This is a genomic window from Bacillus sp. FJAT-28004, assembly GCF_001280845.1.
In the GTDB taxonomy this organism is placed as follows: Bacteria; Bacillota; Bacilli; order Paenibacillales; family Paenibacillaceae; genus Pristimantibacillus.
Genome location: NZ_LGHP01000001.1, coordinates 4419993 through 4434826, shown reverse-complemented (window position 1 = coordinate 4434826; position 14834 = coordinate 4419993). Strand labels below are relative to the sequence as shown.

15 protein-coding genes are annotated in these 14834 nt (G+C 47.2%); 4 read left to right on the top strand and 11 right to left on the bottom strand.

Annotated elements, in window-relative coordinates; translation table 11 throughout:
• Window positions 1-241: 241 nt before the first annotated feature.
• The 5 genes from AC787_RS19315 to AC787_RS34865 all read right to left on the bottom strand — a co-directional run bounded on the left by AC787_RS19315 (window position 242) and on the right by AC787_RS34865 (window position 4286).
• A complete protein-coding gene (locus AC787_RS19315) occupies window positions 242-1078 on the bottom strand; it encodes a sulfurtransferase (RefSeq protein WP_054026276.1) in 837 nt (278 codons plus the stop codon).
• Between the two features lie 265 nt (window positions 1079-1343).
• Window positions 1344-2504, bottom strand: coding sequence for a tryptophan synthase subunit beta (gene trpB, locus AC787_RS19310; protein ID WP_054026275.1), 1161 nt, complete (start codon window positions 2502-2504; stop codon window positions 1344-1346).
• Window positions 2505-2966: 462 nt separating this feature from the next.
• Complete coding sequence (locus AC787_RS19305; protein ID WP_054026274.1) at window positions 2967-3560, bottom strand: DJ-1/PfpI family protein; 594 nt, start codon at window positions 3558-3560, stop codon at window positions 2967-2969.
• Window positions 3561-3741: 181 nt separating this feature from the next.
• Complete coding sequence (locus AC787_RS34870) at window positions 3742-4008, bottom strand: hypothetical protein (RefSeq protein WP_235561017.1); 267 nt, start codon at window positions 4006-4008, stop codon at window positions 3742-3744.
• Window positions 3969-4286 carry a 50S ribosomal protein L25 gene (locus AC787_RS34865; protein ID WP_235561016.1) on the bottom strand — a complete coding sequence of 106 codons (318 nt, stop codon included), beginning with the start codon at window positions 4284-4286 and terminating at the stop codon, window positions 3969-3971. The genes AC787_RS34870 and AC787_RS34865 overlap by 40 nt, the downstream gene beginning before the upstream one ends.
• A 662-nt stretch (window positions 4287-4948) precedes the next feature.
• Between AC787_RS34865 and AC787_RS19295 the strand changes: the two genes are divergently transcribed.
• Window positions 4949-6028 carry an NAD(P)/FAD-dependent oxidoreductase gene (locus tag AC787_RS19295; protein ID WP_054026273.1) on the top strand — a complete coding sequence of 360 codons (1080 nt, stop codon included), beginning with the start codon at window positions 4949-4951 and terminating at the stop codon, window positions 6026-6028.
• A 379-nt stretch (window positions 6029-6407) separates the two neighbouring features.
• On the opposite strand, the gene AC787_RS19290 is transcribed toward AC787_RS19295, so the two are convergent.
• Window positions 6408-6710, bottom strand: coding sequence for an alpha/beta fold hydrolase (locus AC787_RS19290; protein WP_054026272.1), 303 nt, complete (start codon window positions 6708-6710; stop codon window positions 6408-6410).
• A gap of 141 nt (window positions 6711-6851) precedes the next feature.
• Between AC787_RS19290 and AC787_RS19285 the strand changes: the two genes are divergently transcribed.
• Window positions 6852-7055: a DUF378 domain-containing protein gene (locus AC787_RS19285; RefSeq protein WP_054026271.1), complete on the top strand. Its 204-nt coding sequence runs from the start codon at window positions 6852-6854 to the stop codon at window positions 7053-7055.
• 480 nt (window positions 7056-7535) lie between these two features.
• On the opposite strand, the gene AC787_RS19280 is transcribed toward AC787_RS19285, so the two are convergent.
• From AC787_RS19280 to AC787_RS19270, 3 genes are all read right to left on the bottom strand, one after another.
• Window positions 7536-8375 carry a phosphotransferase family protein gene (locus AC787_RS19280; protein ID WP_054026270.1) on the bottom strand — a complete coding sequence of 280 codons (840 nt, stop codon included), beginning with the start codon at window positions 8373-8375 and terminating at the stop codon, window positions 7536-7538.
• Window positions 8376-8474: 99 nt separating this feature from the next.
• Window positions 8475-10085 (bottom strand): helix-turn-helix domain-containing protein, encoded by a 1611-nt coding sequence (locus tag AC787_RS19275; protein ID WP_054026269.1) that lies wholly within the window; start codon window positions 10083-10085, stop codon window positions 8475-8477.
• A gap of 108 nt (window positions 10086-10193) precedes the next feature.
• On the bottom strand, window positions 10194-11213 hold the full coding sequence (locus AC787_RS19270) for an ABC transporter substrate-binding protein (RefSeq protein ID WP_054026268.1): 1020 nt from the start codon (window positions 11211-11213) through the stop codon (window positions 10194-10196).
• Window positions 11214-12409: 1196 nt separating this feature from the next.
• Between AC787_RS19270 and AC787_RS19260 the strand changes: the two genes are divergently transcribed.
• Both AC787_RS19260 and AC787_RS19255 read left to right on the top strand, forming a co-directional pair.
• Window positions 12410-13027, top strand: a complete 618-nt coding sequence (locus tag AC787_RS19260; protein WP_054026266.1) for a DUF4258 domain-containing protein — start codon at window positions 12410-12412, stop codon at window positions 13025-13027.
• 92 nt (window positions 13028-13119) lie between these two features.
• Complete coding sequence (locus AC787_RS19255) at window positions 13120-13521, top strand: hypothetical protein (RefSeq protein ID WP_054026265.1); 402 nt, start codon at window positions 13120-13122, stop codon at window positions 13519-13521.
• Window positions 13522-13604: 83 nt separating this feature from the next.
• Here the strand turns inward: AC787_RS19255 and AC787_RS19250 are convergent, their stop codons facing one another.
• Complete coding sequence (locus AC787_RS19250; protein WP_054026264.1) at window positions 13605-13850, bottom strand: hypothetical protein; 246 nt, start codon at window positions 13848-13850, stop codon at window positions 13605-13607.
• A gap of 48 nt (window positions 13851-13898) precedes the next feature.
• Entirely contained in the window at window positions 13899-14756 is an 858-nt protein-coding gene (locus tag AC787_RS19245; protein WP_235561014.1) for an alpha/beta hydrolase family protein, read from the bottom strand.
• Window positions 14757-14834: the final 78 nt, after the last annotated feature.

Below are 14834 nucleotides of genomic sequence, written 5' to 3'. Positions count from 1 at the left end.
CTTCAATGTGAAAGGGCTGAATTACCGTATTGACCAGAGCCTTCAGATTAAGGAAGTTCGGACATCATAGTGTCTATTAAGAGTTTACAGCATGCACTCGGTTAAGACCATTTCATGAGCGTTTTCCAATTTTTTCGTTGACTTCGTGTTGACTCTGAACATAACAAATACATCGCCCAAGGCACTTGACCCACATGGCGATGTATTCAAATCATTCATACTGTTTTATGCCTCTCAGCACTTACTCCTCGCCAGTAGCGACAGGATTCTCAGGTCTGGAACTCCAATCGCTCCAGCTTCCCGCATACAAGCGCACTTTCGTGAAGCCTGCTTCCTGTAGCGCAATGACGTTTGGCGTGGCCGTGACGCCGGAGCCGCAATACACGATCAGATCGCCATTCTTGTCCAGATCATGGAACCGATCGGTTTGAGCGGCAACTTCCTTCCACGCGCCGGATTCCGTTAAACTATCTTTCCAGAAACGGTTAATCGCGCCCGGAATGTGGCCTGCGACGCGGTCGATCGGCTCGACCTCGCCACGGTAGCGAGGAGCTTCGCGCGAATCGATGAGCGTTACTCCCTCGCTGCCCAGCAGCTCCCTAACCTCATCCATTTCCACCAGCATATTGTGCTGCACCGTTGCAAGGTATGTCGCAGGCTGCACAACTTCCTTCTCGGTTGTTACCGGCAACCCTTTTTTGGCCCACGCCGAGAAGCCATTGTCCAGCACATAGACCTGCTCATGCCCCATATACTTCAGCAGCCACCACAGCCGGGAAGCCATCGCTCCGCCTTGATCGTCATAAGCGACCACAATCGAATCGTTGCCTATGCCTGTCCTACCGAACGTCACCGTCATTGCAAAAATATCCGGAAGCGGATGGCGTCCGCCATATTCCTCGACCTCACCGGACAGATCTTTCTCCAGATCCATATAAACAGCCCCCGGGATATGCGACTCCTCGTACGCTCTGAGCCCCGCATCGGGATCGTCCAAACGAAAACGGCAATCCGCGATGACTAGATTCGGCTCACCCAGTTTCTCCTTCAGCCATTCCAACGACACGATGTTATTCATTCCGACTCGCCTCTTTCGTTCATTTATGTAATCCATTATGGAACCTTTAGCCCTAGATTGCTCCGTTAGCCTTCATATCTATAGTATATGGTGTGATTCAAATCTTCAATGGAGCACTTCAGCCAATTATAAAACAAAGACCGGGAGTCTCTCCACTGAGGAGGCTCCCGGCCTGCTATTCCTACATCTAGATCACTTAGTTGCAATCGTGGTTTTTTTCGTCGTGCCGAACCCTATCTCGCATAGATGCAGTCGACGGTTGTTATTATTTAATCATCTGAAATACTTGCTCAACATCTTTGTCTCCGCGGCCGGAAAGGTTGATGATCAGGATCTGATCCTGATTCATCGTCGGCGCCAGCTTCTTGGCATAGGCAACCGCGTGCGCGCTCTCCAGGGCAGGGATAATTCCTTCCGTTCGGGAAAGTTCTTGGAACGCTTCCAGCACTTCCTCATTGGTAACCGTCGCATATTCGGCGCGCCCTGTCACCTTCAAGTGGCTATGTTCCGGCCCGATGCCCGGATAATCGAGCCCCGCGGCGATCGAATACGTCTTCCGCGGCTGACCTTCCTCGTCTAGCAGTACCAAGCACTTGAAGCCGTGAATCATGCCCGGAACGCCTTCCGTTAAGGTCGGGGCTTGATCGGGTTCAACGCCAATCAGGCGAACGCTCGGCTCGTCGATATAATGAGCGAATGCTCCAATCGCATTGCTGCCGCCGCCCGCACAGGCTACCACCGCATCAGGCAAACGGCCTTCCTTCTCCAAAATCTGCTGCTTCGACTCTTCGCTGATGACAGCCTGAAAATGCTTGACCATCGTCGGAAACGGATGCGGACCAACCGCGGAACCGAGCAAATAAAACGTATTTTTATAATTGCGAACCAGATCGCCCAGCGCTTCGTCCACGGCATCCTTCAGTCGACCCTGCCCCTTATCAACCGGCACGACAGTAGCACCGAGCAGCTCTATCCGGAACACGTTGAGCGCCTGGCGGCGCATATCCTCGGCTCCCATATAGATGACGCATTCCATATTAAACATGGCACAGGCCGTTGCCGTTGCGACCCCATGCTGTCCGGCACCAGTCTCGGCGATAATCCGCTTGGCGCCCATCCGCTTAGCGAGCAGAATCTGACCAATGGCGTTGTTGATCTTATGCGCCCCAGTATGATTCAGATCTTCGCGCTTCAAATAAATTTTGGGTCCTCCCCATGCTTTGGACAACCGCTCCGCATACGTCAGCGGGCTCTTGCGGCCAACATATTCACGCAGGTAATAGCTAAGCTCTTCCTGAAAGTCCGGATCTTCTCTGAACTTGTAAAATTGCTCGCTCAAATAGTTTAGCACTTCCTGCAATTCCGGTGGAACGAAGCTACCTCCGAATTCTCCGAAGTACCCCTCTTGCTGCAACTGTTGGTCCATAAGTAAGCGCCTCCATATAATAAAATGGTAATCTATCAAAACTATATTACCATAAATTTCTGTTATATTTTATATATGCGTTATGTTATCCGATAGAATGATAACAAAGCTGAATTACTAGATTTCATTAACCGGGCGCAGACAAAAACTCCTCGAATCCACAAGATTCAAGGAGTTTCCTTTTTTATTGATTGCTCAGAATCGGCTTGCCGTCATGACTTAAGCCTTCTCTTCGTCCCCCACCGCAACTGGATTCCCACTATCAGAAATTTATTCCGAATGTATTCTGCACGCATTCAGGATTTATTCCGCGCATGCAACGCTCCCTGCACTTTCATCAATGAGTTGTGCCTAGCCTAGCTAGGCGCGCATATGTCAAAAAAGACACCTCCACGGTGTCTTTTCCTTCTGCTATTCGTATGCAACGCTTGAAAGGCACTGGCGTTTTCGCTATATTATGAATTAATTCGTGGTTGAGGTTAGTTCCTTGTTCGACGTCCGGCCAAGCAGATTTAGAAATTCCCGCATAAATCCAGGGAGATCAGGCCATGCGTGACCAGATACTAAATTTCCGTCTACATGTAATGTCTCACTTGCATATTCTGCGCCGAGTGATTCGACTTCCAGCTTGCACGCATTGTATGCCGTTAACGTTCTGCCTTTGAAATAGGAACGATCGGGCAGCGCCAAAAATACCTGAGCACCGTGACAAATCGCGCCTACAGGCTTGTCCGCTTCCAGAAAGTGCTGGACAATTCGCGGAAGGTCTTGATCGTTGCGGATGAACTCAGGAGCACGTCCGCCTGGGATGATCAAGGCGTCGTAATCAGCAGGCTCCACGTCCGCAAAGGCTATATCAGACGGCAGCAGATGAGCTGGCTTCTCTGAATAAGTATCCCATCCCTCGATGAAGTCGTGGCATACCGTATTCAATGTCTTCTTCCTCGGAGAAGCGATCACCGCCTCGTAGCCCTCTTCCTTCAACCGATAGAATGGATAATAAACCTCCAGAACCTCTGCACCGTCGCCGGTTAGAATAAGCACGCGTTTGGACATTTTACCCTCTCCCAACTATAAATTTATGTAACACCTTTTTCTATTATGGGGATAATCTGCAAGCGCCGTCAATGGTCCTTAAGAACGGGAGGAAGATGTCAAATTACGCAAAAACACGTCGTACCAGCAGGTAAGCTGCAGAAACGACGTGTTTATAATAGTTGAAAACTAATAGGATGAGCTAAGGCTTCACTACAGATACGAGAAACTCGTTTTCATCGGAAATAAGTGTAACTTCTGATGACAAATCCAAATCCTTCACATAGACGGATTCACCGATATTCATACCGCTGATATCATATTCTATCACCGACGGCAAATGCCTTGGCAAAGCTTCTACCTCAATAAACTCGGACTGAAGTTGCACGACCCCGCCCTGCTTCATTCCGATTGGTTTGCCTATGAACTTTACCGGAATCTTTGTGCATACGATTTCGTTAGTCTGCACTTGCTGGAATCAACATGAATCAAGTCACGCGTTACCGGATCTCGCTGGAGATCCTCAAGCAGTACGGACACTGAATCTTTCCCATCAAGCTGTATATCGATAAAACCAGATGCACCTTGCTTCAACCACTTATGAAATTCTATCGTTGAAATATGAACCATCTTATTTTCTACATTTCTACCAAACACAATACCAGGCAGACGTCCTGATTTACGTAGATTACGAAGCCCTGATGTATTCAAATGTGTACGTTTCTCTGCTTGCATAAATGTTGTCATGCTTAACTCTCTCCTCTTTATTAAAAGATCTTTGCGCTGGTTCCTTAGTCGCTGAATCTTCCCCGATAGGGGATAAAGAGCGAAACATAGCATCACCACCTCCATGTTCTGCCGATTACGGCACAATACATTTAATGTAAAACTTCCGTGAATATACAGATAGGCACCCCACTTCGGAAAGTGGAATGCCTATATGTAACCCACACCATATCATAGAAACGTCACATTGTCTAATCAAGACGCTGGCCAATTACGGGCGAAGGGTCCGTTCATTGACATGCTTTATCAATTCCATGTAGCAATTCGGCCTTCTTTGTGTACATAAAGCGACGGGGTGCTGCATGTTTGGCAGGCCGTACAGCGTATCGAAAATCATACAAACAAACGCTCGGTTCACGGCTTTCTGAAAATGTTTTCAGGGAGCAAGTGTTGACTCCGTGTTGACTTCGAGACAAAAAAATACATCACCCAAGGTATACAGCCTATATGGCGATGTACTCAAATCTTAAATACTGCTATGTGCCTCTCAGCTCTCACTCTTCCCCCACCGCAACCGGATTCCCTTTATCAGAACTCCAATCACTCCAGCTGTCCTCATATGTTATGACGTCGGATTATTATGACGCCTATGCTACAATAAAGTGACAAAGGGGGAGTCATTATTGAGCAAACAAAAAATCGTGATTATTGGCGCAGGGATTGTCGGGGCGTCCTTGGCCTATCAGCTGGCCAAACGAAATCAAGATGTAACCGTTATTGAACGACACTCTGCCGCGGCGCGTGAAGTCACGGAAAAATCTTTTGCCTGGATACATACGACGCATAGGGTGGCTCCCGAATACTGGCATTTGTACGATGCGGCTTGTGAAGAATATCATGCGCTTCAGCAAGAGCTGCCCGAACTGAAAATTCATTGGCATGGAGCGCTGACTTGGGGCACTCCGCCCCTAAGGGAGCAACTCCACTTTCAAAAATTAAACCGGGAGCAGCTTGAGGCATTGGAGCCGAATCTGAAGGAATATCCGGATGAAGCGATGTTTGTCAGCGAAGAAGGTGCGGTGGACCCGATAGGGGTAACGGAGCTGTTGCTCAGCAAAGCGCGGGAGTACGGAGCAAAGGTTCAGTTCGGTACCAACGTTACACAGCTGCAGCAAGAAGACTCCCGCCTGGTCGGCGTCCATACGTCCAAGGGTTTTCTGGAGTCGGATATCGTGATATTGGCCGCAGGTACAGGCATACCCGAACTTTGCAACCCTTTAGGTTGTCCCGTACCGGTAACGCCGTCGCCTTCCATTCTGATTCGGATGAAAACTGCAAATAAGCTGATACGCACATTAATCTCAAATGCGCAATTTGAAGCGCGTCAACTGTCGGATCAAACGCTGCTGGCTGCGGAAGATTATATCGACGAGTCGGAGGAAAACGGACCAGAGGCGGTTGGTAAACGAGCGTTCGACACGTTGCGTCGCAGTCTGAAGGGCGGGAATCAATTAGAACTGGAAAGCATCCAGGTCGGGATGAGACCAATGCCTGAAGACGGTTATCCGATCGTGGGCTTCCATGATCACATAAAAGGGCTTTATCTGACAGTGATGCATTCTGCAATTACGCTGGCGCCGCTGATTGCGCGTCTGGCTACAAGTGAAATAATCGATCAGGAATCAAGAAGCGAATTAGACCCTTGTCGGCTCTCCCGTTTTAAGGACCACACGAGGGATGACCCCGCTGTTTCACGTGCGTGAGATTGTGAATCAAGTGGAGTCGCATGCACGTGCAAATTGCCCTCGATCCTCCTGGACACAAAGCAAAGGAGTACATCGTCACATGAGCGACGACGTACTCCATGTTACAACCTGTATAACTGCTTACGCCTTCTCCTCTTTCCCCCGTCGCTACCGGATTCCCCTCCACAGAACTCCAATCACTCCAGCTGTCGGATTCCCTTTTGGAACGGCTCCGTGAACACATTGGAACGCGCCGGTTCAAAGCCGGGGCAAAGTCATTTCGTTCATCATGTCCCCAATTAATCGATCATCCGTTTAATCTCGTCTGCGATCAGGCGAGGCTCGGTGTACATAACCAAATGCCCAGAATGCGGGGCTTCTACCAAGCGGCCGGCCGCTAATGAGGCCGCCGTTTGCCGATGGGATTCGTGAAGCGCAGGTCCAAACCTCCGATCCGCTGGTTCAACAAGTAAGCCAGATCATCAGCCATTCTAGCCAGCGTCCTTGGCATAAGCCCCGGTTCGCTCCTTCCGATACCCGTTCGGTCGTAGACGATGACTCGCGCATGTTCGGCGACAAGCGGCTGCACAAGCCCCCAAGTAGAGCGGGACAAGCCCATGCCCGATTCGAAAACGACAGTTAGTTTTCCTGCGCCTTTCTCCATATAACGCAACTGGCGCCCATGTGCATCAATCTCCATTAAACTCCGAAAAATGCAGCTTGTATGGCATATCCTGCGGCAGCTGCTCATAAACCTAAAGTATCAACCAAGAATCGGCACACCTCCATCAGACCGTTGCTCCAAAAAAAGTTGAGAACCCCATTAAGGAGGCTGTTTCTAATGAAGGTACTTAACGTCGTCAGTCTTATTCTGGTCATCCTCGGCGGCTTAAACTGGTTATCCGTAGGCTTGTTCAATTACGACGTCGTCAGTGAGCTTTTCGGGGGTACGGAGGAAGTTGGGTCACGAATCGTATATATCGTCGTTGGTGTCGCAGCACTTTATGCTCTCTCCTTTTTCTCAAAGGTATCAAGCGAGGATTAAAGAAAAACGACAGAAACCGCAGGACACGTCTGGGTTTACCTGATGTGTCCTGCGGTTTTTATGTTGTTCACTGAACTGCTCGCGGTTTTTTGAAAAGCTTGATTAAACGCAACTAGAGGCTGGGCTTATTCATTCAAAAAGTTCAATTTATGCTCTTTCTAGCAGCATGATGTCTGATTAGAGACAGCTCTTATCCTTTTATTTATTTCGAATCTTCATCATCTTAATAATCAAGATGATAATCAACAACCACTCCGTCCACGAGCGGCTTCGATCAATTCGCCTGTCTCCAACGCCCGTCTATCGATTTCGACCGAGCATTCGAAAGACGTTGAGTACACTCCCGTATGCATCAATGCTTGTTCAACACGCACATCCGCAAAGCTTTGGCCCTCACCCCTAAGCTTCTCCAACTGGAACCGGTGACATCGAGATCGCGCTGTTCGGCTTTAGATACTTAACCTATTACAGCCCTCTTCGCTAAAGCACAATAATGAGCTTATCCCTAATCAACGCAGCAAGCTTTTCCGCTTGTACGTCTGATAAGGCGCCCGATTGGAGCTGACGAGCGGCGACTGGAACGTACCAGGGGAATATTTCATCTTCTGTTACGCCAGACAGCATGCAATATTCATCAACTAATATACGGTAAGCCGTCTGCCTGGAGGATTCAAAGAATGCGTTAACGTCAGGCGGCGTTTCTGGGGGCAACACGGTATACAGGATCGTCACGCACACTTCTGCGATATCCGCCGCCGGGTTGCCGATTGCGGCATGCATCCAATCGATCATAACCGGTATACCTTCTCGCAAAATGAGATTATTGACGTTCGTGTCACCGTGGCATAGCAGCCGTTTATTAGGCAATTGATCCACATAAGCATGGAGGGCGGTTATTTCATCATCCGTCAGCAAGGCGGGCCGGCCGATGATTAGCTGCAAATGCTCCTTTTGCTCAGTAACAATCCCGCTGATGTCTCCTTTATGAATGTTATAAAGGACGCGAGCGAATTTCCTTAAATCGCTGTCTACATCGTCAAAATCGATTTTTTCAAACGCATACAGCTGTTCAAAAAATCGATTCACGAATGTCGATCCGACTACTTTCTCGAAGACGATACCAGGGCGATTATCCCACACGACTTGCTCGAACGGGCGCGCTGCCGGCAGTCCGCTTGCCCAAGCAGCAGAGCTGTTCCGATATTCGAGCTGAACAGATTCCAATGGCGTGCCAGCATGGAACAGCTTTACAACTTTGTCCTCTTCGCCCCACTCATGCACCTCACAGCTGGAGCCAATGCCTATGCATTTGCCTAGCATAATAAATCGTTGCCCCCTTAATTCGATTATCTTTTGTAAAATAATTGAATTCAAACCTATTCTTTGTTAGCGTACCACGCTTCCATTAACTTGAAAATATCAAAATAGGAGACCAGCCAAGATGTCATCCAATTGCCCATCGACGGCGAGGGGCGAGTACATCCACCATCTAGAATAAGGCAGAACTTTGACTCGGTTGTTACGAACAGCAGTCAAGTTCTGCCATCGTTCGGTTTGTACGAATTGGAAATACGATTCCTCGGCTTGCGGATCTTGGGCGTTTACCATAACGAAAATCCAATCGGCATCGTATTCAACGATCTTCTCAAAAGGCTGCGGCTCCGAAAAGGCGTTCGTGCCGTTATAGTCGTCTATGAAGCTTTGAACGAGCGGATGCGGAATGAACTGAAGCGAACGGTATAAGGTATGTCCGATATTGCGATCACCGGCCACCCGAAAGGAATCTCGTTCGATAACGAACGCTGCGCATGTCGGTTGGCTTCCAATATGAAGCCGCATCCATTCTTGGACCCGGCCGACCTTCTCCAGATGCGCGTACAGCCATGCCTGAGCAACCTGACGCATATCAAGAACCGCCGACACGCTGTTCAACTGCTGGTATACGTCATGGGATTGCCATGGAATCCGAACGACTTCCGCAATCTGCGAGAATTGCTCATATTCGCCCGTCGTCATATGCTCATAGCCTAATATGAAATCAGGTTCCATGGCGCGGACGGCTTCCATGTCGATCGGCGACCAAGCGAACGATTGGATGTCGGACAAAAGCGGGCGCACATAATCATTCCGATGAAGATGGTAGTCAGGCGCGCCGATCGGTGTAATCCCTAACGCTAGCAAGTGCGAGGTGTACAAAAGTCCGATGACGCGCGGCTGCCGATTCTTCGCATAGACGGACGGCGATACGCCTTCCTGCTGCTTGAACCTGCGGCTAAAATAAAATTCGTCGCGGAAGCCAACCTGATTCGCGACGGAAAACATGTCCTGTGATGAAGTTCTTAGCAGTTTCTTAGCTTTTTCGATACGAATCCGGTACAAATAGTCCATCGGGCTGCATCCCGCAACCTGTTTGAATAGATGAGAGTATTGTCTAACACCAATACAAGCCATGGCAGACAAGTCGGTTAACTTAATCGGAAGCTGAAAGTTCCTCTGCATATAGGAGATCGTTTGTTCCACGGCGTCTTTGGAATCGATAGGTTCCTCGCGGCTGACGATGGATAGAAAAGTGTGCAGCGCTTCCTGCAGTACGATGTTTCGTTTGAATTTGTCCAGCCCGGTGAAGGATGTTTTGAAGCCGCTTAGTGTATCCATCATCGAGATGAACGCAGACAAGGGATGAACGGAAACCGCTCGGTTCCCGAACTTGGACAAATCCTCTTCGCCTGGGTTCGTTCTTCCGCTTGTAGATATTTCAAAGGACAAGGCATGGACATGTAGTGTCTGCCCTGCTCCTTGGACGAATTCGACTCTAGTTTTAGGAGTATACAAGATGCACTGACCCTTGCGTATCGAGCAGGGGTTCCCGTCAATTAGGATCGTCCCTGCCCCTTGATGGCATAGCCATAGCATATGCGCAGCAGCTGCGAAAGGAGCTTGCGGAGCGCTTAAGTCATAACAGCAGACTTCGTGACCGCGCCACCGAAAATGCAGCTCATCGTAAGCCCCATCCATTCTCTCGTCTAACACGATTGAAGCCCCCTAAGTGATAACAATTCTCAATAAGTAATTGTACTATAGTTATGGAAAGCAGAAAAGACCCCTTCGTCATAGGGGTCTTCCTGTATGCCAATCTATTTACTTTTTGTTCTGGAATAAAGCGACTGCTTCGTCCAACAAGGCGTCGGTCGAGAATAACGTGTACGACCACCATTTGTCATGAGGGATGATGAAGACATTGCCTTTTTGGACTGCGGGCAGGCTCTTCCAAAGCGCCGATTTCTGCATTTGTTCGAAAAATTGCTGCGAACCAGGCTGGGTATCGTTTACTTTCACCAGAAGATAGTCGGAAGTCAGGTCGGGAAGCTTCTCCATCGACTGGCCCTCCGTATAGACCAAATAACCGCCATTCTTGTCGATTTGCTCTTGAATGTACGGCAGCCGCTTCAAGCCTAGCAGCTCATGAAGCACAAAACCTATATTTCGGTTGCCTGCCACTTGGAATGTGTCCTTGAAGATTTCGATCGCGACCACGGTCTCCCCTTCTCCGACAATCGATTTCATTTTTTCTTTGTTAGATGCAGCCTTCTCTTCGTGTTTCTTAATCCATACTTCCGCCTCTTCGTTCTTGTCGACGATATCGGCAACAAAACGCAATTGATCATACAAATTGGATTCCCAAGGATAGAGGACAGTGGGGGCGATTTTCTCCAGTTGCTCAACAACTTCCGGTGCTACGAATGAAGAAGCGATAATTAAGTCCGGCTCCAATGCGGTTACGGCTTCCATGTCGGGGGGATAATCTCCCGCAATCTGGATCTCACCCATATATTCGTTCAAATAATAATCTTGTTCGATTTCGTATTTAAGCCCACCAACGGGCGTTATGCCGAGAGCCAGCAACGGGGTTGTTGCGCTTACCGAGAAAATGCGCTGCGGGTTAACGGGAATTTCCTTGGTGCCCATCGAGTCCGTAAACGATTTGGTCTGAGGGGATGCAGGCGGTGACGCCTCTCCGCTCTCCGTCGCTTGAGCGGTATTCGAATTCGCGGCTGCAGGCCCGTTATCCGCTTGCTTGCCGCAACCTGCAACGATCAACATAATCAGTATGAAGCTTAGTCCGGCAATGAACATAGTTTTTGTGTTTCGAAGGTTCATGATGTTCTCCTCGCTTATTAGGTGGTAATGAGAATTGTTTTCACTCATTAGACTATACAAAAATGCAATCTTCATGGACATGGAGAAATAGGCGATTTTATTTATACAATATAGAAGAGCGTTCATTCTTTTGCAGGAGACGATGAGGCCGGAGGGCATGTAGACAAGTTCGGGTGTCGGGTCGATTACGGCGACGGAACAGCTATACTAGGGGCAAGAGCGTGGTCCGGGATTGCCTGTAAGTATTTTCAGGAATCTAGCGTTAACTCCGCGTTGATTTCGACGATCCCGAGCACAATGCAAAGAAGTACATCGCTCATGTGTCGATGTACTCCAAGACATATTCTATATATAACCGTCCTAAGCCTTCTCCTCGTCCCCACCGCAACCAGATTCTCATTATCCGAACTCCAATCACTCCAGCTGTCGGTTATGTACTGAAAGTTTTCAGATCGGAAGCTTTGGGCATATGCAGAGCAACGAGGCCACTAGGTTTCATTATGCCGTTGACGGTGGCGATCACAGGGCGTTTTCTCCACCTTGGGGTTCAAAGGCTCAGCGTTTCGCGCGCCAGTTCCATTGGTTCGGAAAGCAAGAAGGGCAACCAGGCGCAGGAAGTATATTCCAAAAAAATGGGTGGATCGTGCCGATTAGTCAACAAGTGAAAAAGTGCAAGACAGTAGAAATGCTTGACCCTCGCCAGAGCCAAGACAACCCGCAGACAGCAGAACCAAATCGAAGTACTGACTTAGATGACTTTAAATACAGCCCTCTCCCCCTACGCTCCAAGGCGTGGTTACTATTAAACTCTCGAATTAAGATCTTTTTGGTGGCGAACTGGGGTGACCCCCATACCGCTTATGAACGATTTCGTCGCTGAGCGCAGCGATTAATTGGCTTGACCTGCCAAGATGGATACCATGTGTTCAGATTGCATGCAAATTCCCTGTTCCTGCTCATATCTTTATTTTCGCTAAAAACGGGGTTTATTCCTGCGATGGTTAATCATTTTTCCATTTCCTCCATAAATAAAACCAGTTATATACATACAGAATTTCAACTACTTAATATTTCCAATTTTCACAAATATGTAACAATCAAACTTACCAAATAATTACTTTTTTATCCATCAATGGTATTATATTAATGTAACTGGCCAGTTATATAAAATTCTAAATACTTAGGAGATGTTTGCATTGAAACTTGTTTTTCGTAATTTTTCTATTGCTTTAGCATTAGTTATGTTCCTAAATCTTACTTTGGTAACTTCAATGTCCGCAAATTCTATTGAAAATCAGCCAAATCAAATCAATAAGATAACCGTTTCTGATGAATACGAGTCTGAAATGATTACCGCATTTAAAGCGTATGAAGAGGAAAAAGCAACTACGTCGTCTCAACTAGTAATAAACAACAACACTGATCCAATGGCCCGAGGATTACTCGGTCACTTACTTAAGTTAATTTTCAAAGACATGGTTAAAGACAGTGCTTCTGCTACTGTGAAAGCTACAGTTAGAAATGTTACCACTAAACTTACCTTGCATACTATGCAACGGGCAATAGAGAGAAATATTACTAATGTACTAATCGATAATGTTTTGGACGAAATCCCATCTGGGATACAATTAGTACAAAAATATGATGATCTTGATTTTAATTCTCGTATCATGTATGATCCAAACAATAAAGTCGTAGTTGTATTGGATAAGACTGCAAATACAATAATTACAACTTATGATGAAACTGGGAATTCAATAGAAACTAGAGTTAAAAACGGAAGATTGAAAGCGGCTACTTGGAAATTTAAATAAACCTTTATTGATTAATTAGAAATAGGTTCGTCCAGAGTGTTTTGGACGAATCCGTTTCTTATAAAGTCATAATTAATTTAGGAGATGAATATATGAAAATAACCCTTAGAGATTGCCAAGCAAACGATACATTTATTAATTTCTTATTTCTTTCACATACCCCGGATCCAGATGAAGGAAGCTACTTGGAAGTTTCCTTTTTCAACAATTCAAAGTTAGAAAGAACAAGTGAATTTGGTTGGGCTAATCGAGTTCTCTACAAATTCATTGAAATACTGAAGAATTTTCCTGTTAACGATCAAGATGGTCACTATTCCCATTTCGAAAAACATTTCAATTTAAGATGGATACATGAGAATGCAACAGGATATTATTTAATTATTATTGAAGATGTGGGGAACCTTTTTACTTTAAAGGTAACAAAAGATGACCTGGTGAATTTAGGTAAACAGCTCGAAATCGAAAGTTACAAGGCACCAAAATATTTAAAATAAAAGAAAGCATATTTATTTTGTGAAATAAATATGCTTTCTTTTTACTAGCGTAGATCTTTGATTATTCAGTATTAATCCAATACTCATTCAACAAGTTGATATAACTGCTGATATTGCCCAAGCCATTGCAGCAGCCAGCGCAGACGGGATGCCATCGCGCCGCCTTGATCGTCATAGGCGATAACTGCCGTATGATTGCCAATGCCAATCCGTCCAAGACCATCCGCCAGTACCCCCGGCTCAGGCAATGGATGACGATCGCCTTCTCCATTCGAACGCTTGGGACTAGAGAGATCCTCACTTAGCCCTGCCACTCGCATATCAATCATTTTTTCAGTATCTTAGTTTTCGCTCTCTTCACTTAATAGTAAGCTCTATCACTCCGACGGCCGCTGCAGCAGCAGCGCAAAAAAAGCTCCCGTTATTCCAATCGCTTTCTCCAAATCATCCGTCGTCCCTACAAAAGGATGCACCGCCCCAAAGGTATGGGTTGCTCCTTCCAGTGGCGAAAAACGATGGTGTGGCGCAGCTGCTTGGAGAAGATGGAATCCTGTAAGCAATCGCCCAGAATCCCCCGTTCCTTGAATGAATAACACAGGCGTTCGAAGCGACGCTGCCTTGGCAGTAATAGCGAAGCGCTCACGATTGCGATCCAAATCCTCAAAAAACACAGCGTTAATCGGCATTTCCTGCTTTGTCCTTGCATTCGTCACATAGCCTACCCCATCCCGCAATACTTGCTCGCGGAATTCTTCTCCAAACAGATTGGCTTTCGCTATTCCGTTCCATGTTACTACGCCGCGAATTTCAGGATGCTCGGATGCGAATATTACACTATTCCCGCCGCCACGGCTGTGCCCCACCAAGAAAATTTGCTGCTTATCCAGCTGATCATCAAGCGGAAGCCCTCCCTCGAGCACGGCTGTAAGCACAGCTGACAAATCCTTTTGCTCCTGCGAGTAGGTGTTCATCCCGAACTTATCCAGCTCGTCAAAATCATGTTCATTAACACCGTTAAACGAAAAGTTGAACTTAATAACCGCAAAGTCCTGGCCCGCGAATTGCTCAGCTGCATATGGGAAGAACGCCCAATCCTTGAACCCTTTAAAACCATGCACAAAGAGGAGGACCGGCTTGCGTCCCCCATCTTCCTTCACTCTTATATCGCCTCTAACATACACTCCCGGGTCCAGCTCCAACGTAAATGTCTGATGCAAAATACTCGCATTACTCAATAGCAGCACCTTCCCCGTCGCAATATTTAATTCTATAGTAGCTAGCTATTCACTCGGTTTATACAAGATATATCTATC